At 71.9% G+C, this 26,009-nt stretch carries 20 protein-coding genes; 11 read left to right on the top strand and 9 right to left on the bottom strand.

Going from position 1 to position 26,009, the window contains the following annotated elements; translation table 11 throughout:
- Nucleotides 1-273: 273 nt before the first annotated feature.
- From N1031_RS05245 to N1031_RS05235, 3 genes are all read right to left on the bottom strand, one after another.
- Nucleotides 274-4,104, bottom strand: coding sequence for a PDDEXK-like endonuclease domain-containing protein (locus N1031_RS05245; RefSeq protein WP_259478552.1), 3,831 nt, complete (start codon nt 4,102-4,104; stop codon nt 274-276).
- A gap of 110 nt (nt 4,105-4,214) precedes the next feature.
- Nucleotides 4,215-4,856: a sugar O-acetyltransferase gene (locus tag N1031_RS05240; protein WP_259478551.1), complete on the bottom strand. Its 642-nt coding sequence runs from the start codon at nt 4,854-4,856 to the stop codon at nt 4,215-4,217.
- A complete protein-coding gene (locus N1031_RS05235) occupies nt 4,853-5,281 on the bottom strand; it encodes a hypothetical protein (protein ID WP_259478550.1) in 429 nt (142 codons plus the stop codon). The genes N1031_RS05240 and N1031_RS05235 overlap by 4 nt, the downstream gene beginning before the upstream one ends.
- On the opposite strand from N1031_RS05235, the gene N1031_RS05230 reads away from it, so the two are divergent.
- Nucleotides 5,280-5,543, top strand: coding sequence for a hypothetical protein (locus N1031_RS05230; RefSeq protein ID WP_259478549.1), 264 nt, complete (start codon nt 5,280-5,282; stop codon nt 5,541-5,543). The two genes, N1031_RS05235 and N1031_RS05230, sit on opposite strands and share 2 nt — an antisense overlap.
- On the opposite strand, the gene N1031_RS05225 is transcribed toward N1031_RS05230, so the two are convergent.
- Nucleotides 5,540-6,289 carry a GntR family transcriptional regulator gene (locus N1031_RS05225; RefSeq protein WP_259478548.1) on the bottom strand — a complete coding sequence of 250 codons (750 nt, stop codon included), beginning with the start codon at nt 6,287-6,289 and terminating at the stop codon, nt 5,540-5,542. The genes N1031_RS05230 and N1031_RS05225 overlap by 4 nt on opposite strands.
- A 163-nt stretch (nt 6,290-6,452) precedes the next feature.
- On the opposite strand from N1031_RS05225, the gene N1031_RS05220 reads away from it, so the two are divergent.
- The 9 genes from N1031_RS05220 to N1031_RS05180 all read left to right on the top strand — a co-directional run bounded on the left by N1031_RS05220 (nt 6,453) and on the right by N1031_RS05180 (nt 18,247).
- On the top strand, nt 6,453-7,595 hold the full coding sequence (locus N1031_RS05220; protein WP_259478547.1) for a substrate-binding domain-containing protein: 1,143 nt from the start codon (nt 6,453-6,455) through the stop codon (nt 7,593-7,595).
- Between the two features lie 64 nt (nt 7,596-7,659).
- A complete protein-coding gene (locus N1031_RS05215) occupies nt 7,660-9,234 on the top strand; it encodes a sugar ABC transporter ATP-binding protein (protein ID WP_259478546.1) in 1,575 nt (524 codons plus the stop codon).
- Nucleotides 9,231-10,223 (top strand): ABC transporter permease, encoded by a 993-nt coding sequence (locus N1031_RS05210; protein WP_259478545.1) that lies wholly within the window; start codon nt 9,231-9,233, stop codon nt 10,221-10,223. The genes N1031_RS05215 and N1031_RS05210 overlap by 4 nt, the downstream gene beginning before the upstream one ends.
- Nucleotides 10,220-11,281 carry an ABC transporter permease gene (locus N1031_RS05205; RefSeq protein WP_259478544.1) on the top strand — a complete coding sequence of 354 codons (1,062 nt, stop codon included), beginning with the start codon at nt 10,220-10,222 and terminating at the stop codon, nt 11,279-11,281. The genes N1031_RS05210 and N1031_RS05205 overlap by 4 nt, the downstream gene beginning before the upstream one ends.
- Entirely contained in the window at nt 11,274-12,203 is a 930-nt protein-coding gene (gene lsrF / locus N1031_RS05200; protein ID WP_259478543.1) for a 3-hydroxy-5-phosphonooxypentane-2,4-dione thiolase, read from the top strand. The genes N1031_RS05205 and lsrF overlap by 8 nt, the downstream gene beginning before the upstream one ends.
- Before the next feature lie 4 nt (nt 12,204-12,207).
- Nucleotides 12,208-13,854, top strand: coding sequence for a glycerol-3-phosphate dehydrogenase/oxidase (locus N1031_RS05195; RefSeq protein WP_259478542.1), 1,647 nt, complete (start codon nt 12,208-12,210; stop codon nt 13,852-13,854).
- 53 nt (nt 13,855-13,907) lie between these two features.
- Nucleotides 13,908-15,404 (top strand): FGGY-family carbohydrate kinase, encoded by a 1,497-nt coding sequence (locus N1031_RS05190; RefSeq protein WP_259478541.1) that lies wholly within the window; start codon nt 13,908-13,910, stop codon nt 15,402-15,404.
- On the top strand, nt 15,401-17,467 hold the full coding sequence (locus N1031_RS05185; RefSeq protein WP_259478540.1) for an SDR family oxidoreductase: 2,067 nt from the start codon (nt 15,401-15,403) through the stop codon (nt 17,465-17,467). Before N1031_RS05190 ends, N1031_RS05185 begins: the two co-directional genes overlap by 4 nt.
- 210 nt (nt 17,468-17,677) lie before the next feature.
- A complete protein-coding gene (locus N1031_RS05180) occupies nt 17,678-18,247 on the top strand; it encodes a GNAT family N-acetyltransferase (protein ID WP_259478539.1) in 570 nt (189 codons plus the stop codon).
- Between the two features lie 131 nt (nt 18,248-18,378).
- On the opposite strand, the gene nhaA is transcribed toward N1031_RS05180, so the two are convergent.
- On the bottom strand, nt 18,379-20,265 hold the full coding sequence (nhaA, locus tag N1031_RS05175) for a Na+/H+ antiporter NhaA (protein ID WP_259478538.1): 1,887 nt from the start codon (nt 20,263-20,265) through the stop codon (nt 18,379-18,381).
- A gap of 55 nt (nt 20,266-20,320) precedes the next feature.
- Entirely contained in the window at nt 20,321-21,589 is a 1,269-nt protein-coding gene (locus N1031_RS05170; protein WP_259478925.1) for an MFS transporter, read from the bottom strand.
- 125 nt (nt 21,590-21,714) lie between these two features.
- Here N1031_RS05170 and N1031_RS05165 point away from each other — a divergent pair, with 125 nt between their 5' ends.
- Nucleotides 21,715-23,022 carry an NtaA/DmoA family FMN-dependent monooxygenase gene (locus N1031_RS05165; protein ID WP_259478537.1) on the top strand — a complete coding sequence of 436 codons (1,308 nt, stop codon included), beginning with the start codon at nt 21,715-21,717 and terminating at the stop codon, nt 23,020-23,022.
- A gap of 16 nt (nt 23,023-23,038) precedes the next feature.
- On the opposite strand, the gene N1031_RS05160 is transcribed toward N1031_RS05165, so the two are convergent.
- From N1031_RS05160 to N1031_RS05150, 3 genes are read right to left on the bottom strand one after another with little or no spacing between them, the layout of a single operon-like run.
- Nucleotides 23,039-24,040 (bottom strand): LacI family DNA-binding transcriptional regulator, encoded by a 1,002-nt coding sequence (locus tag N1031_RS05160; RefSeq protein WP_259478536.1) that lies wholly within the window; start codon nt 24,038-24,040, stop codon nt 23,039-23,041.
- 49 nt (nt 24,041-24,089) lie between these two features.
- On the bottom strand, nt 24,090-24,989 hold the full coding sequence (locus N1031_RS05155; RefSeq protein ID WP_259478535.1) for a zinc-dependent alcohol dehydrogenase: 900 nt from the start codon (nt 24,987-24,989) through the stop codon (nt 24,090-24,092).
- Between the two features lie 10 nt (nt 24,990-24,999).
- Nucleotides 25,000-25,926, bottom strand: a complete 927-nt coding sequence (locus N1031_RS05150; RefSeq protein WP_259478534.1) for a transporter substrate-binding domain-containing protein — start codon at nt 25,924-25,926, stop codon at nt 25,000-25,002.
- Between the last annotated feature and the right edge of the window lie 83 nt (nt 25,927-26,009).

Raw genomic sequence — 26,009 nt, 5'->3', positions numbered from 1 at the left:
GCCGGGGTGAGCGTGGCCTCGCGTGGTTCGCAACGCCACGAATCCGCGCATCCGGCGTCTATAGCGGCTCGATCCCCGTCATTCGTGGCGTTGTGAACATCGTGCAGGCTGGGCGCATCGACATCCGCCCGTTCGGGCTGTTTCCGCGTGGGGAGGTCGGCGCGGCGGGCGGGATGCGTGGGCCGGGCGGGATGCGTGGGCCGGGCGGGATGCGTGGGCCGGGCGGGATGCGTGGGCCGGGGGATCCGCGGGCCGGGCGGGATGCGCGGCGGGTCAGTCGGCGCGGGCTACGGCCGCGCGGTAGGCGGTGAGGGCGGCGGCGGTCTGGGAGTCGGGGTCGGCGAACCAGTCGGTGCTCCAGATGCGGTGGAACGACCAGCCGCGGCGTTCGAGCAGTTCCTGGCGCAGGCGGTCGCGCTCGCGGGCGGTGTGACCTGAACGGTACGCGCCGCCGTCGGTCTCGATCGCGAGCACGTGGCGCCCCGGAACCTCCGGGTGCCGTGCCGCGAGCTCGATGCGGTACGACCCGACGCCGACCCGGGTGTCGAGGGGGATGCCCGCCGTGGTCAGCCTGTCGCGCACATCCCGCTCGAACGCGTCGAGCCCGTGTGCACCGTGTTGCACGTGCGCGCTCGGCACAGCGGCATCGGCGACGGCTGGAGAGTCGGCGGACGCCATGAACACGAGGAACCGCCGCATCAGCCGGTAGCCGCGGCTCGGGTGCGCGTCTTCGGCCATGAGCTCGGGGCCGAAGCTGCTCACGAGGGTCATGCGCCGCCGCGCGCGGCTGATCGCCACGTTGAGCCGGCGCTCGCCGCCGGGCTGCAGCAGCGGACCCCAGAACAGCCGGAGCCGCCCGTCGGCCGACACTCCGTATCCCACGGACAGGATGATCGCATCCCGTTCGTCGCCCTGCACGCGCTCGATCGACTTGACGAAGAATGGTTCGGCCGGGTGGTCGTCGACGAGCGCGTCTTCGAGGGCAGGGTTGGCGGCGAATGCGGCGGCCAGCGCCGACTCGAGCCGCCGCTGGTGCTTGAGCCCGAACGCGATCACACCGAGCGACTCACCGGGGCGCGAACGCGCGTGCTCGCGCACCGCCTCGACGACCGCGGCCACCTCGCCCTCGGGGCTGTTGGTGCCGCCCCCGATGCCCGGGCTCGGTGGCACGAGCACGTGACGCACGGCGTCGGGGGTGTCCGCCGCGGGGAAGGTGGTGAGCGTGCCGTCGTAGACCTCGGCGTTCGACACGGCGATGAGCCGCTCGTCGCGGGAACGGTAGTGCCAGAGCAATCTGCGCGAGCGGCCGGAGAGCAGGCGGTCCATGGCGAAGAGGATGCTCTCCGCATCGCGCGTGAGCGAGCCGACGGATGCGGAATCGGGCACGGCGGCTGCGGCGGGCGAGTCGGCGGGCTCGCGCTCCGTGGGATCGACCGCCGTGGGCAGCGTCGCATCCTCGTCGGCGGCGAGCTCGTCGTCGGGGGCGTCGAGGGTCTTGGTGAAGAACTCCGTCGGGGGCAGCTGCCGGCTGTCGCCCGCCACCACGAGGTGGCGGCCCCTCAGCACGGCGGGGATCGCATCCGCCGGCGCCACCTGGCTCGCCTCGTCGAACACGACGAGGTCGAACGCCGCCCGCGCCGGCAGCAGGCGCGACACCTGCAGGGGGCTCATCGCCCACACCGGCTTCGCCGCGAGCATCGCCTCGGGAAGCTCGGTCATGAGCTTTCGCACCGGGGTGAAACGGCTCTTGCGCGTGGTCTCGGTGGTGAGCCGCAAGTGCTGGTCGGGGCGCCCGTCGAGAGTGGAGGCGAGCCGCTCGGCGGCGAGACGGCGGATGCGAGCGGCGTTCGCGGCCAAGTGCCCCACGTCGTCGCGGCGGAACACCTCGGTCGCCGCCGCGAGCTCGGCACCGGTGGTGCCGGCGAGGTGGCTGTCGTAGAGCAGCACCTCGTCGAGCACCGAGGCGGAGACCACTCGGTCGAAGACGAGGGCGGCACGGGCGGGATCGGTGTTCGACACGTCGTCGCGGCCCACGAGCTCGTCGAGCAGGGGAGTCAGCCCGAGGGCTTCGAGGCGGCTGCGCTGCTGGTGCGCCCGCGGCATCGATGCCGCTCGTCGCTGGTCGGCGGCGAGTCCGCGCAGCGCGTCGGCGACGGAGTCGAGCGGGAGTTCGCCGAGGTGCATCCCCTGCAGGGCCGCGTCTACCGCCGCGATCCGCCCCCGCGTCGCCTCGAGCTCGGCCGCCGCGTCGCGCCAGCCCTCGGGCGCCCGGAAGGTCGCGTCGGCGCCGGGCACCGATGCTTCCCAGCGCTGTCGCAGCTCGAGCGCATCCCGCAGTGCCGCCGCGCGCTCGCGCCGCGGCAGCCGCCCCACCATCGCCTTCGCCGCCCGCACGGCGGCCCGCTTGGCCGCGCCGCGCATCCGCTCGCCCGTCTCCGACCGGAAGTCGCGACTCGTCGTGAGCAACGCCTCTCGCACGGTGCCGGTCGCGGTCGCCGGGTCGAGGGTGCCGGGAGCCAGCCCGAGAAGGCGGTCGCTCTCGCTGTAGAGCGCGACCGCGGTGTCGAACTCGGGCCAGGTGGTGGGCGCGAGCCGCGATTCGGCACCGCCGAGCGCCACCCGGGCCCGATGCGCGGACCCGACACCCGCCGCGAGCGCGGCCAGAGCGTCGTTCGCGGTGCGCAGCGCCTCCTCCGAGCCGAGCGCGCCGGGTGACCACCCCGGTCGTGTGAACCAGTCGGCGTCGAGCGCCCCGAGGCGGGTGAGCTCGGTGAGCTCGGTGCGGATGCGGGCGGGTTCGAGGGCGTCCCACTCCGACAGCTCCGAGGTGAGCAGGCGGGCGTCGCTCTGCACCTCGGACGGGGTGGCGAGGGAGAGCGCGATCATCTCGGCAGCGCTCGTGCCCCAGGCGCGGGTGGGGGAGTGCAGCGCGTCTTTGTGGCGCACGAGCAGGTCGCGCGCCCTGGTGAGCGTGTAGTGCAGCTCGTCGACCCGCGCCTCGTCGCCCGCCGCACCTGCACCCGCCGCACCGGCACCTACCGCACCGCCCTGCCGTTCGAGCACGCCCCGCAGCTGATCGGCCACGTACCGCCGCGAGTTCGTCGCCGCGAACAGATCGAGCACCAGGTGCCCGAGCTCCACCCGGTCGAGCCGGTCGAGCACCGCCGAGATCGCCGCGCGCTTCTGCGCCACGAACAGCACGCTGCGCCCCGCCGCCACCGAGGCCGCGATGATGTTCGCGATGGTCTGGCTCTTGCCCGTTCCGGGCGGCCCCTCCACCACGAGGCTCCGCCCCGACACCGCCGCGTCGACCACGAACGCCTGGCTCGCATCGGCGTCGAGCACCAGATATTCGGTCTCGACGGGCTCGTAGTCGGGCGCGTTCTCCTCGCGGTCGGCACCGGATGCGCGCACCCGCTCGGCCGCCGCGAGGTCACCGGCCAGCGCCGAGACCACGTCGTGGCCGGCCAGGGCCGCGAGGTCGGTGACGTCGTCGACCATCGGCTGCTTCGCGTAGCTGAACGCCCCAACGACGAGCGCCGGCGCGACGGCGAACCCGGGCAGGTCGGCGCACGCCGCGGCCAGTCGTTCGAACGCCACGCCCGCATCCGTCGCCGCCGCCTCGGCGAGCAGTTCGTCGTCGTCGACCCGCACGCGGTCGGAGTTGAGCACGTGCAGCAGCACCGGGTTCACCTGGAACTCGTCGGCCGCCCGCAGGCTCCACGACTCACGCGCCCCTCGTCGCCGCACGAGCTCGACGCCGCGCAGCAGAACGGGTGCGGCGCTCGGCGCCCCGTCGCCCTCCCAGCTGCACAGTCCGGCCGCGAGGTAGGCGATCGAGACGCCGTACTCCTCCAGCGCCTCCTGCTGCTTCTTGGCCAGTCCCGCGACGGCCTTCACCGCGGCGACTCGGGCCGCCTCGTCGTCGAAGAGCTCTGCGAGCGTGACCGAGCCGCCGTCGAGCAGCCGCGTGAGCGCCGCATCCTGAGCCCCCGCCAGATCGAGCGTGGTGCCCGTCGCCCTGAAGTGCAGCAGCCGGTTGGTGCCGCCCACGTCGATCAGCGCGGCGCGCCACTCCCGCGATGCGGACTCGAGTGCGTTCACCGTGCGCTCACCTGGCCTCCTCGGGGGCGGCCGGCGACTCCGGGCACCCGCGCGCCAGTGTCGCACACACCCCTGTCATCGACCTTCAGGCTCCGGATGCGCGGGACCGCTCACCCGCCCGCCCGCGTCGCGCGGTCGGCCTCCGTGATCTCCCGCACCACGCGGCACGGCACTCCCACCGCCACCACCATCGGCGGCACGTCTCGGCTCACCACGCTCCCCGCGCCGATCACCGAGCCGTACCCGATGCGCACGCCGGGCAGCACGACGGCGTTGCTGCCGATCCACACCCTGTCCTCGATCGTGATCGGCTCCGAGAAGCGGGCGAAGTCGACACGGCGGGCGGGATGCACGGGGTGCCCCGTGGTGGTGAGCGTCACGTTGGGTGCGATCATCACGCCGTCACCGATGCGGATCTCGACGTCGTCGACGAAGCTGAGGTTGGCGTTGCCGAAGAAGTCGTCGCCGAGGTGGGTGTTGCTGCCGAACCCGGCGTGGAAGGGCGGCGTGAGCACCGTGCGCGCACCGACCGAGCCGAAGATCGCCTCCAGCAGCGCGCGGCGTTCGGCCTCGTGCGAGGGAGGTGTGTGGTTGTACTCGAACACGAGGTCGGTGCGGCGCTGCGGCGCCTGGAACGCCGCCTCGCTCTCGCTGTAGACAAGACCGCGCGCGATGCGGTCGAGCACCTCGCGGCGGCGGGCCTGCTCGGCGTCGCCCGCCTGCGTGGCGGCGTCGCCTGCCCGCTCGCTCATCTCGGCCGCCGCCCGAAGAACGGCACCGGCCACGCCCCCAGCGCCAGCACCGCGAGCGTCGTCTGCACGAGCCCGGTCACGAAGTAGATGCCGTGCAGCGGCGACCACACCAGCATGATCGCGATCTCCACGAAGATCCACGTCATCATCACGAGCCCGGCCGCGGCGTGCAGCCCCCACGCGAGCGCGAACCGCCGGTACTGTGCCACCAGCGCGAGCGCCTGCGTGCCGCCCACGACCACCCCGAGGATGATGCCCGGCCAGAAGTACGAGTCGAACACGCTCCCCTCGATCCACTCCAGCGGAATCCCCATCCCACCCGCGAACGACAGCCCGATCATCCCCGCCAGCGCCGACACGAGGTTGAACCACCCCACCACCTGCAACGACACCCGCACCCCGCGCCCCGCCTCACGCATCCCCATGCCCCGACGATATCGCCCGCCCCGCCCGCCCGTCACCGCCCGCCCCGCGTTCACCCCCTCCCTCACCCCACCCCGCACCGCCCTGCGCCCGACCCGCCTGCTCGCCGGCGTTGCGCACTTCGCCACGCGAGCAGCGATCCTCGCCGTCTACAACGCCACCCGTCGTCTGGCGTGGCGAAATCGACGCGTACGTGCGTGGACGGGGCGGGATGCGCGGGGTGAGCAGGCGCGCGGGATGAGCGGGCCGGGGGAGGGCGGCTAGCGGATGCCGACGTAGAAGCGGGACTCGTCGCTGCGGTGGAGGCCGCGGTAGAACTCGAAGGGGCGGGAGTCCTGGTCGTAGGCGATCGACTCGATGTGCAGGGCGGGTGCGCCGGCGGGCAGCGACAGCAGTGCGGCCGACTCCCTGTCGGGGATGACGGCCTGCAGCCACCGGTCGGCCGCCCCCGCCACGATGCCGTGGGTGCGCCGCAGGTATTCGTAGAGCGACCGGTTCTCGAGATTCGCGCGATCCAGCCCCGGGGCCACCGCGCGTGGGATGAGCGTGTCGACCAGCAACCACGGCGACCCGTCGACGATCCGCAGCCGTCGCAGCCGCGTCACCTCGTCGCCGGGGTCGATGTCGAGCGCCTCGGCGGCTCGCGCGTCGGCCGCGATGACCTCCTGGTTCAGGATGCGCGTGACGACCGTGCGCCCGCTGGCCGTGAGATCGGCGGCCGACCCCGCCGACGAACCGACGAAGCGCAGGTCGCGGCTCGGGGGTGAGACGAACGATCCCTTGGCCCGCACCTTGTAGATCATCCCGGTGCGCACGAGCTCGGCCAGCGCCTCCCGCACGACGGTGCGCGAGATGCCGAAGCGGCCCATGAGCTCGGCCTCGGAGGGCAGCGCCTGGTCGGGCCGCAGCTCGCCCGCGGTGATGGCGGTGCGCAGCAGGCCCGCGAGTTGCGACCACAAGGGCTCGACCGCGTCGCGGTCGAGGGTGGCGCGTTCGCTGTCGATGGTCATGGCTGCTCCGCTCGAAGACTACGCCGACATCGATGTCGACGGCTGTGTTGACAACCTCGAACATACTCCGTACAGTCTTGTCACTACAAGTCAGTAATGACGAGTTGGAACGGACAAGACCCGCTCGTTCCGCATCGCAACGACGCGCACCTGGAGGCAGACGATGAAGTTCCCCCGCACCCCCCAATCCCGTACAGCAGCACAGCCCCGCACCGCAGCATCCCGCACCCCCGCCACGAAGCTCCGTCTCCTGGCCACCGGCGCCGTGGCGGCCACCGCCCTCGTGCTCACCGGCTGCGCCGGCTCGGGCAGCGCCGACGCCGGCAGCACCTCGGGCGCCGGCACCGGCGAAGGCCTCTCGGTGGCCCTCAGCAACGGCTTCGTGAACGGCTGGCGCCTCACCCTCATCAACAAGTTCGAGGAGACCGCCGAGGCCCTCAAGCAGGAGGGCGTCGTCTCCGACTACTCCGTGGTCAACGCCCCCGGTGAGAACAGCGCCACCGAGCAGGCCTCGCAGATCCGTTCGCTCATCCTGCAGAACCCCGACGTGCTCATGGTCATCCCGGCCTCGTCGACCGCGCTGAAGCCCGTGATCGAGGAGGCCTGCTCCGCCGACATCACCGTCATCATCCTCGACGCCGACATGGAGACCTCGTGCGGCACCGTGGTGCGCAACGACTACGCCACCTGGGGCGAGGTGAGCATCGTGCCGGCGCTGGAGGCCATCGGCGGCACCGGCAACATCGTCATCAACCGCGGTGTCGTGGGCTCGCAGCCCGAGGAGGAGTTCTACAACCGCCAGCTCGAGATCCTCGAGGACTACCCCGACGTGACCGTCTCGGCCGAGATCAACGGCTTCTGCGACTCCAGCACCGCCCAGAAGGAGCTCGTGGGCGTGCTCGGCTCGCTGCCCGACATCGCCGCCGTTCCCGGCTGCATCGGCGGGATGGGCGTGGTGCAGGCCTTCGAGTCGGCCGGTCGAGACGTTCCGGTCGTGGTGTTCGACACCGACGGCAAGTCGCTGAAGTTCTGGCAGGACAGCGGCATCGAGAACGGCTCCTTCGCCGCCCTCACCGACCCCGGCCAGGCCGTGGCCGCCCTCTACATCGCCACCAAGATCGCCGCCGGCGAGGAGGTGCCGAACGAGGTCGTGCTGCCGCTCATCCAGATCGGTCAGGACCAGCTGGCGAACTACGCCGACCTCGGCGCCGACGAGTACGCCGCGCTCGCCTGGGACGAGGCCAGCGTCGACGCCGCCCTCGAGGCCATCGCGAACGGCGAGGACGCCCCGGCGCCCGCGCTCTAGCGGCGACCCGAGCGACCGAGCACTCACCCCACCCACCCAGCCCGACGAGTCCGAAGGAGCACTCATGACCCAGGTCACGACACTGGCACCACCACCCGCGTCGTCCGGGGCACCGCACGGCGCCCCCTCCCGCATCCGCGTGCGGGGCATCGTGAAGGAGTACGGGGTCACCAGGGCCCTCCGCGGCGTCGACCTCGACGTGGCGGCGGGCGAGATCCACGGACTCGTCGGGCACAACGGGGCCGGCAAGAGCACCCTCATGCGCATCCTCACCGGCATCGAGCAGCCCACCTCGGGCACGGTCGAGTTCGACGGAGACGGGGCGGCCACCGCGGCCACATCGGCCCGGCCCGGCGACGTGCGCATGGCCTACCAGGAGCTCTCCCTCGCCCCCGACCTCACGGTGGCCGAGAATGCCTCCCTCAGCGACGCGCGCCGCCTGCGGCCGCTGCGCTGGCGGGCCCAGGCCGAGCGCCGCATCGCCGAGGTGCTCGACACCGTGTTCCCCGGCCACGGCATCGAGCTCTCCCGCTACGTGGGCGAGCTCAGCATGGCCGAGCGGCAGGTGGTGGAGATCTCGCGGGCCCTGTGCAGCGACGAACCGCGGCTGCTCATCCTCGACGAGCCGACCGAGTCGCTCGGCGTGGACGCCATGCGGCAGATGTATGCGCACCTGCACGTGCTCGCGGCCCGGGGGGTGAGCATCCTGCTCATCTCGCACCGCATGAACGAGGTGCTCGAGCACTCCGACCGCATCTCGGTGCTGAAAGACGGCGCGACCGTGCTGACGGCGGATGCGGGCGATGTCACCGAGGACGACCTCCTCGTGGCAATGGGTGGAGACGTGCGGGGGGACAGCCCGCGCGTGCACGACGTCCCTGTGGTGGGGGATGCCGTGGCGGGTTCCGGCGAGCGGCCGGCGGCGGGGGAGACCGTCGCCACCGCGTCGCTCGCCGGGGCCTCGCTCCCGTTCGAGGCGAAGGCGGGCGAGATCGTCGGTCTCGCCGGCCTCGCTGGCCAGGGGCAGGACGAGCTGCTCGACCGCCTCTGGTTCAACGGCCTCTCGCGCCGCATCACGGTGCCGCGGCGGCGCGCCTACGTGCCCGGCGACCGGCAGACCAGCGGCGTGTTCGCGCTCTGGACCGTGGCCGACAACCTCGCGGTGGCGGCGGCCAGGCAGTTGGCCCGCGCCGGCTTCGTCTCGCTGAAGGCGCGCCGCACCCTCGCCGACCGCTGGGTGGGCACCCTCTCGATCAAGGGCGGCGCCTCCGCCCCCATCACGAGCCTCAGCGGCGGCAACCAGCAGAAGGTGCTGATCGCGCGCGCCTTCGCGACGGATGCGCCGCTGGTGCTGCTGAACGACCCCTTCCGCGGCGTCGACGTGGCCACGAAAGACGAGCTCTACACCCTCATGAAGGCCGAGGCCGCCCAGGGCCGCTGCATCGTCTGGTACTCCACCGAGAACAAGGAGGTCGCGCATTGCGACCGCGTCTACGTCTTCCGCGCCGGACGGATCGTCTCGGAGCTCGTGGGCGACGAGATCAGCGAGGAGCGCGTGATCGCCGAGTCGTTCGACGAGCATCAGGATGCGCGGGATGCGCGGGATGCGACCACGAAGGATGCGGGGGCCGCCGCGTGACCACCCTCACCGCGCCCCGCGCATCCGGCCGCTCCTCCGTCCCCACCTTCCGCTCCCGCGCCACCATCGGCGCGAAGCACTCCGCCCCGGGCGCCCTCTCGCTCGTGGCGATGATCGTGATCTTCGTCATCGCGGTCGCCAACCAGCCGGGCATCCTCTCGGTCTACGGCCTCACCCTCATGCTCACGGCCGCGGTGCCGCTGCTGCTCGCGGCCCAGGCGCAGATGCTCATCATGTCGGTCGGCGACATCGACCTCGGCATCGGGCAGCTGGTGGGCCTGGTCACCGTCATCGCGGCGACCATGCTCACCACCGATCCGCTGCTCGGCGTGCTCGCCCTGCTCGCGATCGTGGGCGCCTACGCCCTGCTCGGCCTCCTCGTGCAGAAGCGCAACGTGCCCTCCATCATCGCCACGCTCGGCATGTCGTTCGTGTGGCTCGGCCTCGGCCTGCAGCTGCTCCCGACACCCGGCGGCCAGACGCCCGAGTGGCTCGCGCAGCTGAGCGCCTGGCGCCCCGACTGGATCCCCGCGCCCGTGGTGTGGATCGTCGCCATCACCCTGGTGGCCTGGTTCCTGGCCAAGCGCACGCGGTTCGGCACCCGGATGCGCGCCCTCGGCTCCAGCTCGCCCACCCTGTCGCGGGCGGGCTGGTCGCTCAGCCGCACCCGCGTGCTCACCTACGCCGCCGCCGCGGTGCTGGCCGTGCTCGCCGGCCTCGTGCTGGCCTCGCAGACCCAGTCGGGAGACGTGAACTCGGCCGGCAACTACACGCTCATGACGATCGCCGCGGTGATCCTCGGCGGCGGCAACTTCAAGGGCGGCCAGTCGTTCCCGGTCGGCACGGCCTTCGGTGTGGTGACGCTCAGCCTCATCACCGTGCTGCTCGGCCTCATCAACCTGTCCTCGAGCCTCCAGTCGGCGGCGCAGGGGCTCATCGTGCTCGCCGTGCTGGCGGGCCGTGTCATCACGGAGAGGTTCGTGCGATGAACGCGCTGAACGCGACCAAGACGAAGACCGCATCCCGGTTCACCTGGCCCGCCTGGGGCTGGTCGCTCATCGGCGTCCTGGGCGTCTGGCTCTGCATCATCGCCGTGGGCGGCGGCAACCCCGGCGGCCCGGTGCTGCAGGCGCTCTCGCTCGCGCCCTACCTCGTGCTCGTGTCGATCGGCCAGATGCTCGTCATCTCGCTCGGCCCCGGCAACATCGACGTGTCGGTGGGCGCGATCGTCTCCATGGCGTCGTACGTGTCGGTGGCCGTCGGCGCCCTGGCCGGACCGCTCGCCGGGCTCGCGGCCGCCGTGCTCGCCGGCGTCGCGGCAGCCCTCTTGAGCGTGATCGCGATCATGCTGCTGCGCGTGCCGCCGATCATCGCCACGCTCGCCACGAGCCTCGTGGTGGCCAGCGCCACCCTGCTGCTCGCCGACGCCAACCGGGCGGGGGCGGATGCGGCGCTGCGCGGCTTCGTGAACGCCCGCGTGTTCGGCATCCCGGTCACCGCCATCCTCGTCGCGGTGCTCACCGTGCTCATCGCGCTCGCCCTCAAGCGCACGATGTACGGCCTCTCGGTGGCCGCCATCGGCCAGAGCACGCTCGCCGCCCGCAAGGCGGGACTGCGGGTCACCTCCACCATCGTGACCACCTACCTGCTCTCCGGCGCCTTCGCCGGTCTCGCCGGAGGCCTCCTCGCGGCCTACATCTCGCCCAGCACCGTGCTCGGCGACTCCTACCTGCTCGACTCGATCGCGGTCGTGGTGCTCGGCGGCACGCTCATCGCCGGCGGGCGCCCCGTCGTGGCGGGGCTCTGGACCGGCGCGGTGTTCTTCGTGCTGCTGTCGAGCCTGCTCAACCTCGTGGGCTGGAACCTCGGCGCGCAGAACGTGCTCAAGGGCCTGCTCGTCGTGGTCGTGATCGTCATCTCGAGCCGGGTCACCAAGACCGGCCGCTCCACCCTCTCCCGCTTCCTCTCGAGTCTGCGCCGTGAACCGGCCGCGACTCCCACCCCCGCGGACACCCCCGCCCTCACGAAGGAGAACACCCATGCCTGATCTCGACGACCTGCGCGAAGCATCCGACTTCACCGGCTCGAGCGCCGGAGCGAACGGCGGCTTCCACCTCAAGGGCCTCGGCGGCCAGGACTGGGGCATGCGCAGCAGGCTCTCGCGCATCTTCCGCCCCGACACCGGCAAGACGGTGATGCTGGCCTTCGACCACGGCTACTTCCAGGGCCCCACCTCGGGCCTGGAGCGCCTCGACCGCTCCATCCTGCCGCTGGCGCCCTCGGCCGACGCGCTCATGCTCACCCGCGGCGCGCTGCGCACCACCATCCCGGCCTCGAACCCCGCCGGCATCGTGCTCCGCGCGAGCGGCGGCCCCTCGGTGCTCAAGGAGCTCTCCGACGAGCAGCTCACCCTCAGCATCGACGAGGCCGTGCGGCTCGACGCCTCGGCGCTCGCCATCCAGGTGTTCATCGGCGGCGAGCACGAGACCCGGTCGGTGGCGAACATGTCCACGCTCGTCGACCAGGGGCAGGCGGCCGGCATCCCGGTGCTCGCGGTCACCGCCGTCGGGCGCGAGATGGTGCGCGACGCCCGTTACTTCAGGCTCGCCACGCGCATCCCGGCCGAGCTCGGCGCGCAGTTCGTGAAGACCTACTTCGTCGAGGAGGGCTTCGAGACGGTGACCGCCTCGTGCCCGGTGCCCATCATCATCGCCGGCGGCAAGAAGGTGCCCGAGAAGGAGGCCCTCGAGGTCGCCTACAAGGCCATCGACCAGGGTGCCGCGGGCGTCGACATGGGCCGCAACATCTTCCAGTCGGAGAGCCCGCTCGCCATGATCACGGCCGTGCGCTCCGTGGTGCACGACGGGTTCACCGCGGCCGAGGCCTACGAGCAGTTCCTCGACCTCGCGGCGAGCAGCAGCGCGCCGGCCTCCGCCTCGGCCTCCGCCCTCGAGCCCGCCGGAGTCTGACCCGATGGCACTGCTCACCACCGACCACGCGGAGCTCGACCCCGTCGACGTGGTCGTCATCGGCGCCGGCATCAACGGCCTCGCCGTGGCCAGGGAGGCCGCCTCGCGCGGCCTCTCGGTCGCCCTCTTCGACCGCGACGACCTCGGCTCCCGCACCTCGAGCATCTCCACCCGCCTCGTGCACGGGGGGCTCAAGTACCTCGAGCGCTTCCAGCTCAAGCTCGTCTACGAGTCGATCCACGAGCGCAACCGGCTGCTCGAGTTCGCGCCGCACCTCGTGAAGCACTACCCGATGCTCATCCCGTTCTCGAAGTCGCAGAGCCGGCCGGGCTGGATGCTCGCCTGCGGCCTCATCCTGCACGACGTGCTCTCCTTCCCGAAGCCGAAGCAGCTGCCCTACAACCGCATCGTGTTCCGCGGCGGGCTGCGCAGGCGCTGGCCCTCGCTCGAAGAGGCCGGGCTGCGCTGGGGCGGGCTCTTCCACGACTCCAACGTCGAGCTCACCGAGCGCCTCATGGTGGAGCTGGCCATCAGCGTGCAGCAGCATGGCGGAGCGGTGTTCACGCACACCCCCGTCACCGGTCTGCTGCGCGACGGCGGCCGGGTGAGCGGGGTGCGCTTCGAGGATCGCGACGGGCGGGAGCGGGAGCTCCGCGCCTCCGTCGTCGTCAACGCCGCCGGGCCCTGGGTCGACGCCGTGCTGACGTTCGCCGACGACCACAAGCGCCGCATCGGGCCCACGAAGGGCAGCCACCTCGTGGTCGACGCCTTCCCGGGCGCGCCCGACACCTGCATCTTCTTCGAGGCCAAGGACACCCGGCCGATGTTCATCCTGCCCTGGGCTGGCCGCTACATGCTGGGCACCACAGACCTGCCCTACGACGGCGACATCGAGGAGATCGTCACCGACGACGACGAGGTCGACTACCTGTTCGAGGCGGTGAACGGTCTCATTCCGCAGGCCGGGCTCACCCCCGACGACGTGCTCTGGTCGTACTCCGGCGTGCGCCCGCTGCCCTACGTGGGCGACGTCGACGACCCGGCGTCCGTCACGCGAGAGCACACTTTCGTGCAGCACGAGGGGGCGGATGCGGGGCTCGTCACGATCGTGGGTGGCAAGCTCACGACGCACCGGGCCCTCGGAGAGCAGATGGGCTCGCTGCTGGTGAAGCGGCTCGGCCGCGGCGACACCTCGTCGCCCACGAAGCACGAGCCGTTGCCGGGAGCGCCGGAGGGCGACTGGGACGCGTACCGTCTCGCGTTCATCCGGAGCTCGCCGCTCGGCACCGCCGCGGCCACCCGGCTCGTCGACACCTACGGGGCGATCGCCGAGCAGGTGCAGGCGCTCGCCGTGGCCGACCCCGCGCTGACGGCGGTCGTCGACCGCGAGACGGGGGCGATCGCCGCCGAGGTGGTGCACGCGATCGAGGCGGAGGGCGCGCTCACGCTCGACGACGTCATCCTGCGGCGCACGGCCATCGGGGTGAACGGCGACGTGGGGCTCTCCGCGGCGCCGGCGGTGGCGGAGGTGTGCGTGAGCCACGCGGGGTGGTCGCGCGACTACGCCGACGAGGAGCTCGCCCGATATTCTCGATCGGCGAGGCGATTCCGGCCGCGCGCGGCGCGCATCCTGCCCGATACGACGAAGTAGCGAAGTAGAACGAAGACGAAAGCGCGGCCGCGGCCGCGAAGAGCGGATCGACAATGACGACGAACGAGTGCTTCATCGGGATCGATGTGGGGCTGACCTCGGCCAAGGCGGCCGCGTTCGGCACCGACGGCAGCGAGATCCTCACGGTGGCGATGCCCAACCCGCGCGAGGCCTCGCGCGGCGGGCGCCAGGAGATCGACATGGCCGCCCTGTGGCGGGTGGTGGCGCAGGTGCTGCGCGAGCTCACGGCGGGGCTGGCCGCGCGCGGCTACGTGCCGTCGGCGGTCGGCGCGACCGGGCACGGCAACGGGCTCTACCTCGTCGACGACGACCTCCGGCCCGTGCGGGCCGCGATCGCCTCGAACGACAACCGGGCCGAGAGCATCGTGGCGCGGCTCGACGCGGCGACGATCGCGCGCGAGCACCGGGTCACGGGATCGATGCCGTGGGCCGGTCAGCCCGCCGTGCTGCTCGCCTGGCTCGCGCAGAACGAGCCCGAGTCGGTCGACCGCGCCACCTGGGTGCTCTCGTGCAAGGACTGGATCACCACGAACCTCACGGGTGCGCCGAGCGCCGACCTCTCCGACGCCTCGGCCTGCGGCCTGGTCGACCTCGAGCACCGCAGCTACGCGCCGAGCACGCTCGACAACCTCGGGCTCTCGCGTGCGCTGCGCGAGAAGTTCCCGCCGCTCAGCGCCTCGGGCGACGTGGTGGGCGCGGTGACCGCTTCGGCAGCCTCGTCCACGGGTCTGCCGCTCGGCATCCCGGTGGTCGCCGGGTGCATGGACTGCGTGGCGAGCCCGCTGGGCGCGGGCAGCACGAACCCCTCGGATGTCACGATCATCGTGGGCACCTGGGCCATCAACTCGGTCGTGGTGCCGGCCGACGCCGCACCGCCCCGTGTCACGCTCAACGCGCTGCTGCCCGACCCGCGCTACATGCTCGCCCAGGAGGTGGCGCCCACCTCGGCGGCGAGCATCGAGTGGTTCGCGTCGATGATGTCGTCGACCTCGATCGACGGTCTGTCGCCGCGCGATCTGCTGCACGCCGCGTCGACAGTGCCCGCGGGCGCCGACGGCCTGCTGTTCCTCCCGTTCATCAACGGTGCGCCCGACCACCTCGGCGCCTCGGGCACCTTCATCGGCGCCCAGGCGCACCACGGCTACCGCGAGTTCGCGCGGGCCGTGGCGGAGGGCATCACGCAGTACCACCGGGTGCAGCTCGAGAAGCTGCAGAGCACGGCGGCGGTGACGGATGCGCCGTGGACGCTCGCGGGCGGCGGCGCGAAGAACCCGGTGTGGGCCCAGATGTTCGCCGACGTGATCGGCCACCCGGTGCGCCGGCAGCTCGGCACCGAGCTCGGTGCGCGGGGTGTGGCGTCGCTCGCGGCGGGGGCGGCGGGGCTCGACGTGTCGCGGTGGATCTCCGACCCCGACCCGGCGCTCGTGGTGCGGCCGGGGACGGACCGGCTGTCGTACCTCACGCAGAACCGGCGGTTCGACGCGGCGCTGGCGGCGCTGGACTCGGTGTGGACGGCGGCGGCGTCGTGAGCGGGGGAGCGGCTGCGGCTGCGCCCGTCTCCGCGCTCGACGAGATCGTGCGCGCCTCGCGCGAGCTCGGCGGCGACCCCGCCTACGTGCTGCACGGCGGAGGAAACACCTCGGTGAAGACGGTCGAGACCGACGTCACCGGCGCCTCCGTCGACGTGGTGTGGGTGAAGGGCAGCGGCTGGGACCTCGGCACCATCGAGGCGGCCGGTTTCGCGCCGTTGCGCCGGGCCCGCCTGCTCGAGCTCGCGGCGCTGCCCGCCTTGACCGACACCGCGATGGTGAACGAGCTGCGGCAGGCTTCGCTCTCCGCCACCGCGCCGACGGCGTCGATCGAGGCGATCCTGCACGCGGTCATCCCTCGCCGGGTGGTGCTGCACAGTCACTCGGATGCGATCGTGGCGCTCACCGAGACCGGCCACGGGCCCTCCCGCGTGCGCGAGGTGCTCGGCGAGGGCGTCGCGGTGCTCGAGTACGTGAAGCCCGGGTTCGATCTCGCGCGGGCCGTCGCGCGCATCCCGGAGGTGGTCTCGGGCCAGGTCGACGCCCTCGTGCTCATGAACCACGGCCTCTTCACCTTCGACGACGACTCCGCCCGGGCGCTGGCCCGCCACCACGAGCTCGTGCGCCGCGCCGCCGCCTCCTTCGGACCGGCCCACGGTGCCGACCTCCTCGGCACGGCTGCTGCCGCGGCAGCCGCCACCGCCGCCCCGGACCCCACCCCCGCCGCGTCCGCCCCTCCTTCCCCCTCCACCGCGGATGCGCCGATCCCCACCCCCACCCATCACACCGCGGAGGCGCCGCGCGGCTCGGCCGTCGAACTCGCGGAGGTGCGCGCAGCGCTGAGTGCGGCGGCGGGGCGGCCGATGATCGTCGCGCAGAGCGAGGCCGCGCGAGGTGCCGCCTTCGCGCGGCGGCCCGACGTGGCGGAGGCCTCGTCGCGGGGCACGATCACGCCCGAGCACCTCATCCGCACGAAGCGCGCGCCGCTCGTCGGCCGCGACGTCGAGGCGTACGCCGACCGCTACCGCGCCTACGTCGAACAGCACCGCGACCGCGCCGGCGCCGAGCTCGAACTCCTCGATCCCGCCCCCCGCGTGGTGCTCGACCCCGAGCTCGGCCTCCTCACCGCAGGCCGCAGCGTGAAAGACGCCCGCATCGCCGAAGAGCTCTATCTCCACACCATCGCCGTCGTCGAGGCCGCCGACTCGGTAGGCCGCTACGGCTCGCTCGACGAGGACCTCTCGTTCGACATCGAGTACTGGGAGCTGGAGCAGGCGCGCATCCGCTCGGCCGGTTCGGCCCCGCTCCTGCAGGGCGAGGTCGCACTCGTCACGGGTGCCGCCTCGGGCATCGGGCGCGCGATCGCGGAGACGCTGCTCGCCTCGGGCGCGGCCGTGGTGGGGGTCGATCTCTCGCCGGGCGTCGTCGACGCGTTCGGGGGAGCGGCCTGGGCCGGCGTGCAGGGCGACGCGGGCGATCCCGCGGTGCTCGCCGCAGCGGTCGACGCGGCGGCGCGCCGTTTCGGCGGCATCGACGTGGTCGTGGCGGCCGCCGGGGTCTTCGCTCCGCCGACTCCCGTGCAGAACGTGAGCACGGCCGCATGGGAACGCAGTCTGCACGTCAACACCTCGGCGGTGCTCGAGTGCCTGCGGGCGACGCATCCGTTTCTCGCTCTCGCGCCGCGCGGCGGACGCTTCGTGCTCGTCTCGTCGAAGAACGTGCCCGCCCCCGGCCCGGGAGCTGCGGCCTACTCGGCCTCGAAGGCCGCCGCCGCGCAGCTGGCCCGGGTGGCGGCCCTGGAGTGGGCGACCGACGGCATCCGCGTGAACCTCGTGCAGCCCGACGCCGTGTTCGACACCGGCATCTGGACCCCCGAGCTCCTCGCCGAACGCGCCGCCAGCTACGGACTGACCGTCGAGCAGTACAAGACCCGCAACCTGCTCGGCCTCGAGGTCACCAGCCGCGACGTCGCCCAGACCGTCCTCGCCGTCGTCTCACCCGCCCTCCGCGCCACCACCGGCACCGTCCTCACCGTCGACGGCGGCAACGACCGCGTCCTCTGACCTGCAGCTCCCACCGTTCTGCCCGCCGCCGGGTGGGAGGTTTGGGATGCGCGGTGCGCGGTGGGGACGACCGGGATGCGGAGTGCGCGGTGCCGGGTGGGAGGTTCGGGATGCGCGGTGCGCGCTGCGGGGTGGGAGGTTCGGGAGGCCGGGTGCCGAGCGGCCGATCGGCGGTGCGCGCGGCGAGGTGCGGTGGGCGAGGATGGAGGGATGAGTGTGCGGCGGGCGGTGTTCCCGGAGGATGCGGCGGCGGTGTCCCGGCTGCTCGAGGCGTACCTGCGGCAGACGGAGCGGGAGAAGGTCGATCGCGGACTCGCGACGGACCCGGGAGACGGGATGCTCCCCGCCCGCTACCAGCGAGAGGTCGACGACCCCGCCACCGCCACCGCCGGCGCCGCCGTGTATCTCGCGTTCCCACCCGCCGTCGACGCCGTGCACCTGCCGGACGCCGAGGCGGGGCCGGCACCCGCCGAGGCCGCGGGCATCCTGATCGCCGTGCCCGCCTCGGGCCCCGCCGCCGGCCCCACCGCCGGCCCGACTCCCGACGAGGTCGAGCTCAAGCGGCTGTGGGTCGAGCCGGTCCACCGCGCGTCGGGCCTCGGCCGCGCGCTCCTCGAGGCGGCGGCGGCCGGTGCGCCCGAGAAGGCGCTCCGGCTCTCGGTCTGGGCCTGGCGCACCGACGCCCTCCGCGCCTACGAACGCGCGGGCTTCCTCCCGTCACCCTCCTGGGAGGAGCGCCCCCAGCTCACCTGCCTCACCCGCCCGGCGCCCGCACCGTAGAACGCGCGCGCCACCACGGCCTCAACGCCGCCAGCGGTTCGCTGACGCAAGGATGCGCGCATCCGCCGCCCATGTCGGCTCGGTGTGCGGGATTCTTGCGCGAAGGAACCGCCCCCTCTCGCAGCGACGGGTCAGCGCGCGACGGGCGCCGAGGTGCCCGGCACGGGCGCCTGCAGCGCGCGGATGAGCGACTGCGCGTCGTACGGCCCCGTGTGCCGCCGCCCGTTGATGAAGAACGTCGGCACCGCCGTGATGTCCATCGCCTCGGCGTCGAGCATGTCGTCGCGCACGCGCGCCGCCACCTCGGGCGAACTGAGGTCTTCTTCGAAGCGCCGCATGTCGAGCCCGAGTGCGCGCGCCCGCGCCAGGATGTCGGTCGGCATCTGGTTCTCCTGGTCGGCGAACAGGCTCCGCTCGTACTCGAAGAACTTGCCCTGCCTGGCCGCCGCCTCCGACGCCTCGGCCGCCGCCTGCGCGTTGGGGTGGTAGCGCGTGAGCGGCGCGTGCCGCCACACGTAGCGCACCGAGTCGCCGAGCACCTCCCGCACCTCGCCCACCGACCCCGTGGCCTTGAGGCAGAACCCGCACTGGAAGTCGCCGTACTCCAGCAGCGTCAGCGGCGCATCCGGGTCGCCGTAGATGTGGTCGCGCCGCGGGTCGACCGGGCGCACGAGCCGGCCGCTGTCTTCTGGCCCGCGCCGCGCATCCGAGAGCCTGAAGATGACGGTGGCGAACACGAAGGCGATGACGGATGCGGCCAGCACCGCCACGCGCGCCTCGTTCTGCACCTCGGGGTCGTCGATCGCGATGTCGACGATGAACAGCGCGATGGTGAACCCCATGCCGCACAGCGCCGCCCCGCCCGCGATGCGGTCGAGCGTGAGCCCCGCCCCGAACTCGCCGAGCCGGAACAGCTTCATCACGGCGCTCGCGCCGAACACGCCGATGAACTTGCCCGCCACGAGCCCCACGACGATGGCCCAGCACAGCGGTGACACGAAGGCGGCCGAGAGGATGTCGCCGTCGATGACGACCCCCGCGTTCGCCAGCGCGAACAAGGGCAGGATGACGTAGGCCACGTAGGGCGCGTATGCGGTCTGGAGCCGCTCGTTGATGGAGATCGACTCGCGCAGGCTGTTCGCCGCCGCCCGCGCGTACTCGGTGTTGGGCGACTGCCGGAAGGTGCGGGCGAGGTCGAGCGCGTGCTCGACGTCGCGCCGGTTGGGGCGGTACACCGGCACGAGCAGCGCGATCGCGACACCGGCGAGGGTCGGATGCACGCCCGACGCCAGGAACGCCAGCCACACGATGATGGAGAGGGTCGCGTACACCGGCCCCCGCCCGCCGCGCAGGTAACGGGTGAAGAAGATGCCGGCGAGCCCGAGAGCCGCGATGACGAGCGGCATCGGGTTGAAGTTCTCGGTGTAGGCGAGTGCGATGATCGACAGCGCCCCGATGTCGTCGACCACGGCGAGCGCGAGCAAAAACACCCGCAGCCGCCCAGGCGCCTTCGGCCCCACGAGCGCGAGCGCCCCCACGAGGAACGCCGTGTCGGTGGAGATGACCACGCCCCACGCGTGCTCCTGCCCGGTGCCCGAGGCGATGAGCAGGAACAGCAGCGCCGGCACCCCGAGCCCCGCGACGGCGGCGATCACCGGGATGACCGCCCGCGACCAGCTGGTGAGCTCGCCGATGGCGAACTCGCGCCGCACCTCGAGCCCCACCGTGAAGAAGAACAGCGCCATGAGCGCGTCGTTGACGAGGGCGTGCAGGGTGAAGTCGAGCTGGAAGTCCTGCACCCCCACGGTGATGTGCGTTTCCCACAGCGCCTCGTAGGAGTGCGTGGAGATGTTGGCCCAGAGGATGGCGACGATCGTGGCGAGCAGGAGCAGCAGTGCCCCGATGCGGTTCTGACCCATCTCCCGGATGCGGTCGGCGATCGTGGCGCGCCGCTGCGTGCTCGTGCCCGACTCTTCGGGGTCGGGCGAGCGCTGGATGATCGTGAGGTTGGTGGTCATCAGTGACAGTGTGGTGCTCGGGCGCGCGCCTTGTCCACTGGCTGAGCCGGGTGCGCTACGAACCGGGGCGCAGCCGCACCAGCGCGAACGCCCCCGCCGCCGCCGCGCTCAGCCCGGCGAACACCACGAGCGGCACGAGGTACCCGCTGTCGGGCCGGTACAGCGCCGTCATCACGAGCGGCGCCCCCGCGTTCACGAGCCCGGTCACCGCGAGGATCACCCCGTACACCCGCGCGAAGTGCGCCGTGCCCACCACGTCGACCGTGATGAGCGGCGACAGCAGCACCGACACCCCCACGCTCACCCCCACGAGCACCGCGCCGACCACGATGCCCGTGGTGTCTCGGGCGAGCGCCAGCACCACGAACGCGGCCGCCTGCACCCCGCACGCGAGCACCGAGAGCGCCTTCGTGCTGAGCACCCGCAGCGCCGCCACCCCCGCGAACCGCGCCACCGCCACCGACGCGGCGACGACCACGGTGACCACCGCCGCATCCGGGATCTCGGCGAACCGCGCGATGGTGAGGATCTGCAGCTGCACCGCGGTGACCGTGGCACCGATGAGCGAGAGCGCCACGAGCAGCCACCAGAACGAGGATGCGCGCAGCGCCGCCCGCAGGTCGAGAGCACCGGATGCGGGGGGTGGCGCGGGTGACACCGCCTCGGCCGAGAGCTCGCTCGCGATCTCGGCCGGCCCCGCGGTGAGCGGCACGACGGGCGCGCCGACGGGCGCGGGCGGCAGCGCCCACAGTGCGCTCGGCACTACGACCACGAGCAGCACCCCGGCCGCCGCCAAAACCGACGGCACGAACCCCGCGGCCTCCGCGACCGCGATCATGCCGGGGGCGAGCACGATCCCGCCGAGGGTGCCGCCCGAGTACCCGATGGTCATGCCGAGCGAGCGCGTGCGGTGGGGGAGCGCGACGAGGGTGGTGGAGACGGGGAGGAACGAGCAGGCCGCGGCACCGGCGCCGATGAGCACGAACGCCGCGATGAGCACGGCCGGCAGCGACGACACCGTCACGAGCGCGAGCCCGCCCACCGTCACCACGCCGCCGAGCGCGATCGTGCGCCGGGTGCCGAATCTCTGCATCGCCACCGAGACCAGGGGGTTGGCCACGCATCCGGCCAGCAGGAACGCGCTCGTGCCGATGCTCACCACGCCGAGCGCCACGCCCGCCGACTCGATGAGCAGGTCGATCACCACCGAGATGCCGTAGAAGCCGATGCCCACCGAGGCGAACATGACGACGGCGCAGGCGAGCATGGTGCGCAGGTCGGCACCGCTCTCCACGCGCCGTCGCGCAATCGTTTGGCTCCCCATCACGACCTGACATTACCAGCATATTTCCGAACCCACCCCCGCGTTCATCCGCCTGAAACGTTCGTGTACTACAAACGATTGCACGAGCATCCGCTCACCCACCCCGGTTTCGCGAAAGAGGTCTCATGGTCCAGGATCGCCGCTTCCACCTCGGCTGGTTCCTCAGCTTCAACACCCCGTACTGGAACGACGTCTACTCCGGCAACAACGGCGCCGAGTGGATGGACGGCTCCTTCCACATCGACATGCTGCAGAGCCTCGAACGGGCAGGCTTCGACCTCATGATGCTCGAGGACTCCACGAAGGTGCCCAACACCTATCAGGGCAGCACGAAGTGGGACCTCGCCTACGGCAACTTCGCCCCCAAGCACGACCCCATCCCGCTGCTCGGCATCCTCGCCGCCGCCACGAAGCACATCGGCGTGGTGGGCACCATGTCGACCAGTTTCTACCCGCCCTACATCCTGGCGCGCCTCATGTCGACGCTCGACCACCTCACCCACGGCCGCGTGGGCTGGAACATGGTGACCTCATCCGGCGACCTGGCGGCCAAGAACTACGGCATGGACAAGCTCATCGAGCACGATCTGCGCTACGAGATGGCCGACGAGTACGTGCGGCTGGTGCGCGAGCTCTGGCACAGCTGGGAACCGGATGCGCTGCTGATGGACCGCGAGACCGGCCAGTACGTCGACCCCGACAAGGTGCACACCATCGACTTCGAGGGGCGCTGGTTCAAGAGCCGCGGGCCGCTCACCACGCTGCCGTCGCCGCAGGGCATGCCGGTGTTCGGGCAGGCCGGCGGGTCGAACGCGGGGCGCGACTTCGCGGCGAAGTACTCGGAGTTCATCCTCTGCGCCTCGCAGGGCGTGGAGGCGATGAAGGAGTACCGCGACGACATCCGCGCCCGCATGAAGTTCTTCGGCCGCGACCCCGACACCTGCAAGGTGCTCTTCATCACCGAGCCCATCATCGGCCGCACGGCGGAGGAGGCGCAGGTGAAGAAGAAGGTGCGGTACACCCTCGACGAGTACCAGCTGCACTGCTCGCTGTCGTGGCTGAGCGCGCACACCGAGATCGACTTCTCCACCCTCGACCTCGACGCGCCGCTGCCCGAACTCTCCACAAACGCGCACCAGACGAGCCTCAAGAGCCTCTACCACATGGGCGACACGGTGCGGGAGATCGCCGAGACCTGGTGGCACCACTACATCAACGAGGACTTCGTGGGCACGCCCGAGCAGGTGGCGGATGCGATGGAGGCGGCGATGGACGAGATCGGGGGCGACGGGTTCCTCATCGAGACGACGGTGCTCACCCGGAGCTACATCGCCGACATCACCGACGCGCTGGTTCCGGAGCTGCAGCGGCGGGGGCTCACGCGCACGTCGTACACGCACGAGCTGTTCCGCGACAACCTGATGGAGTTCTGAGTCGGGATGTGCTGAGTCAGGATGCGCTGAGCTCGACGACGGAGTCGCGCTCGATGAGCTTCGCGCTCACCTGGTAGCGACCGCTCTCGGTGCGCCCGCCCGCGGTGCGCACCGAGATCGCGTCGAGCAGCCGTGAGATGGCGAGCCCGGCGATGCGGCCCACCTCCACGTCGGTGACGGTGATGGAGGGGCGCCACCAGCGCAGCATGGGGGCGTCGTCGCGGCACACGATCGACACGTCGTCGCCGACGGTGCGCCCGAGCTCCTGCAGGCGCGGGATGCCGCTCAGCCAGGTCTCGTAGCAGCCGAAGTAGACGGCGGTGGGCGGGTCGTCGAGGGCGAGCACCTTGTCGACCCCGGCGATGCCCGTGTCGGTGTTGTAGCCGCCCACGTGCACGAGCTCGTCGTCGAACGGGATGCCCGCCTCGGCCAGGGCGACGCGGTAGCCGTCCATGGTCTCCGGGTCGCGGCCGTTGATGAACGCGATGCGGCGGTGGCCCTTCTCGGCCAGCAGCCTGATGGAGCTGCGGGTGCTCTCCACGTCGTCGATGGTGATGCAGTCGCCGGCCGGCCGCTCCGGCGGGCGGAAGAGGTGCACGGCGGGCAGCCCGGTGGTGCGCAGGTACTCCGTGCTCACCTCGTAGGAGCCGATCACCACGACGCCGTCGACCTGGTGACCGCGCAGGGTCTGGAACGAGGCGAGCTCCTGCTCGGGGTCGCTGTTCGTGACGCTCAGCACGATCTCGTAGCCGTGCTCGCGGAAGCCGCGCTGCAGGTCGGAGAACAGCTGTACGAAGGTGAAGCTCACGAGGTTGGGGATGACCAGGCCGATGAGGTTCGACTGCCGGGTGCGGAGCCCGCGCGCGACCACGTTGGGCCGGTAGCCGAGGCTCGCCGCGATCTTCTCCACGCGCTGGCGGGTGGTGGGGCTCACCCGGGGCGAGCCGCTGAGCGCACGCGACACCGTGCTGATCGAGACGCCGCTCGCCTCTGCGACGGCGCGGAGGTCGACTGTCACGGTTGAATGATACTGGCTGGGCCGGGCGGCGCGGGGCGGCCGGCGGCGGTCAGGCGTCCCGCACGTCGACGAGCACCTTCACGGCGCCGTCGGCGATGCGTGCCGCGATGTCGAAGGCGTAGCCGACCTGGTCGAGGGTGAGCCGGTGGCTGATGAGGGAGTCGACGTCGATGCTGCCGTCGGCGATCATCTCGAGGGCGCGGCTGAACGAGGTGAGCCCGGGTTCGAACTGGGCGCCCTGCACGGTGGAGAGCGTGAGGTTCTTGCCGAAGGCGGCCGAGAGGTCGAGGTCGAAGCGCATCTCGTCGTCGTTGGGGATGCCGAAGAAGCCCACCACGCCCTCCTGCGCGGCCAGCTGCACGCACTGGGCGCGGGCGACGGCGGCCCCGGAGGCGTCGACGGCCAGGGCGACCCCGCGCCCGTCGGTGAGCGAGGCGACGAGCCCGTCCGCCTCCTCGGGCGTGGTGGTGACCGCGCCGAACCGGGCCGCGAGTTCCCGCCGCCACTCGACGGGCTCGCTCACCACGACGAGCTCGGCGCCGAGGCCGCGGAGAACCTGGAGGAAGAGCAGGCCGGCCGGCCCCGCTCCCGCGATGAACGCGGTCGTCGGCACGGCGCCGGTCGGCAGGTAGTGCGTGAGCGACCACAGCACGGTGCCCAGCTGCTGCCCGAACACCGCGCGCTCGGCGTCGAGGCCCTCGGGCACCGCCACGAGAAAGCCGGGGCGGGCGCGCTGGAAGGGGGCGAAGGTGCGGCCGTCCTCCACGACCGGCGCGTGGAGCACGCGCTGGCCGGGGGTGAAGCCGGGGTCGTCGCTCTTCACGACGACCCCGACCGACTCGTGACCGAGCTCCTCCAGGTTCGAACCCGCCTCGTGACCGGCGCGGAGACCGTGCAGGTCTGAGCCGCAGATGGACGAGATCTCGGTGCGAAGAAGGATTCCGGTCATGATCTCGAGGCTACTGGGTGGCGGAGTTGATGGTGATCTCGTCGACTGCGGCCGCTCCCTGACCCCACTTCTCGAGGATCTCCTGGTAGCTGCCGTCCTCGATCATGATGGTGAGCGCCTGCTGGATGACGTCGCGGAGCTCCGGCAGATCCTTGTTCACGAGAACGCCGTAGACACCCGGGTTGATGACGGGGTCGCCCACCACCTCGAGCTCGTCGGGGTAGTTCTCGGCGGCCTCGTAGGCGCTGAAGTCGGAGCCGTTGACGAGGGCCACCGCGCGGCCGAGCTCCAGCTGGTTCACGTAGTCGCCGAAGCCCGACGAGGTGGTGAGGATCTGGATGCTGTTCGGGTCGCCGCAGTACTCCTCCGAGATCGCCTGCGTCTGGCTCGGGTAGTCGGTGCCGCTGGCGGTCACGACGGTCTGCCCGCAGAGGTCCTCGTAGCCGTTGATGTCGCTGTTGGAGGCGAGCTTCATGAAGACGGTGCCGGTGGTGAAGTAGTCGACGATGTCGACCACGTCCTGACGCTCGAGCTTGTCGAGCGTGCCCGACATCACCATGTCGGCCCGGCCGCTCTGCACACCCGGGATGAGGTTGGCGAAGTCGCTCACCTGGGTGATCTCGATCGGGAACCCGATCACCTCGGAGATGCGGTTGGTGAGGTCGATGTCGATGCCGGTGAGCTCACCGGTCGACTCGTCGACGAACTCGAACGGCGCCGCCGGCGTCTGCACGAGGTCGTCGATCTTGCCCTTGTCGAGGATCGACTGGGGCAGCTGGGCGGCGAGCTCGCTGAGCTCGGCGTCGGGCGTGGCCGTGGTCTCGGCCGAGCTGCCGCTGGCGCAGCCCGCGAGGGCGATCGCGGTGACGGCGGTGAGGGCGAGCGGCGCGAGCAGCCGGCGGCTGCGGCCGGCGCGGGTGATGTGAGAGGTGGGCATTCCAGATTCCTGTCGCTTGGTTGTCGGGATGATCGGTGCGGCTGGTGCTGGTGGAACAGGTGGTGCGGTGGTGCTTCCGGGTG

Source organism: Herbiconiux moechotypicola (assembly GCF_024979255.1).
Lineage (GTDB): Bacteria > Actinomycetota > Actinomycetes > Actinomycetales > Microbacteriaceae > Herbiconiux > Herbiconiux moechotypicola.
This window is presented reverse-complemented; position numbering and strand designations above follow the sequence as displayed.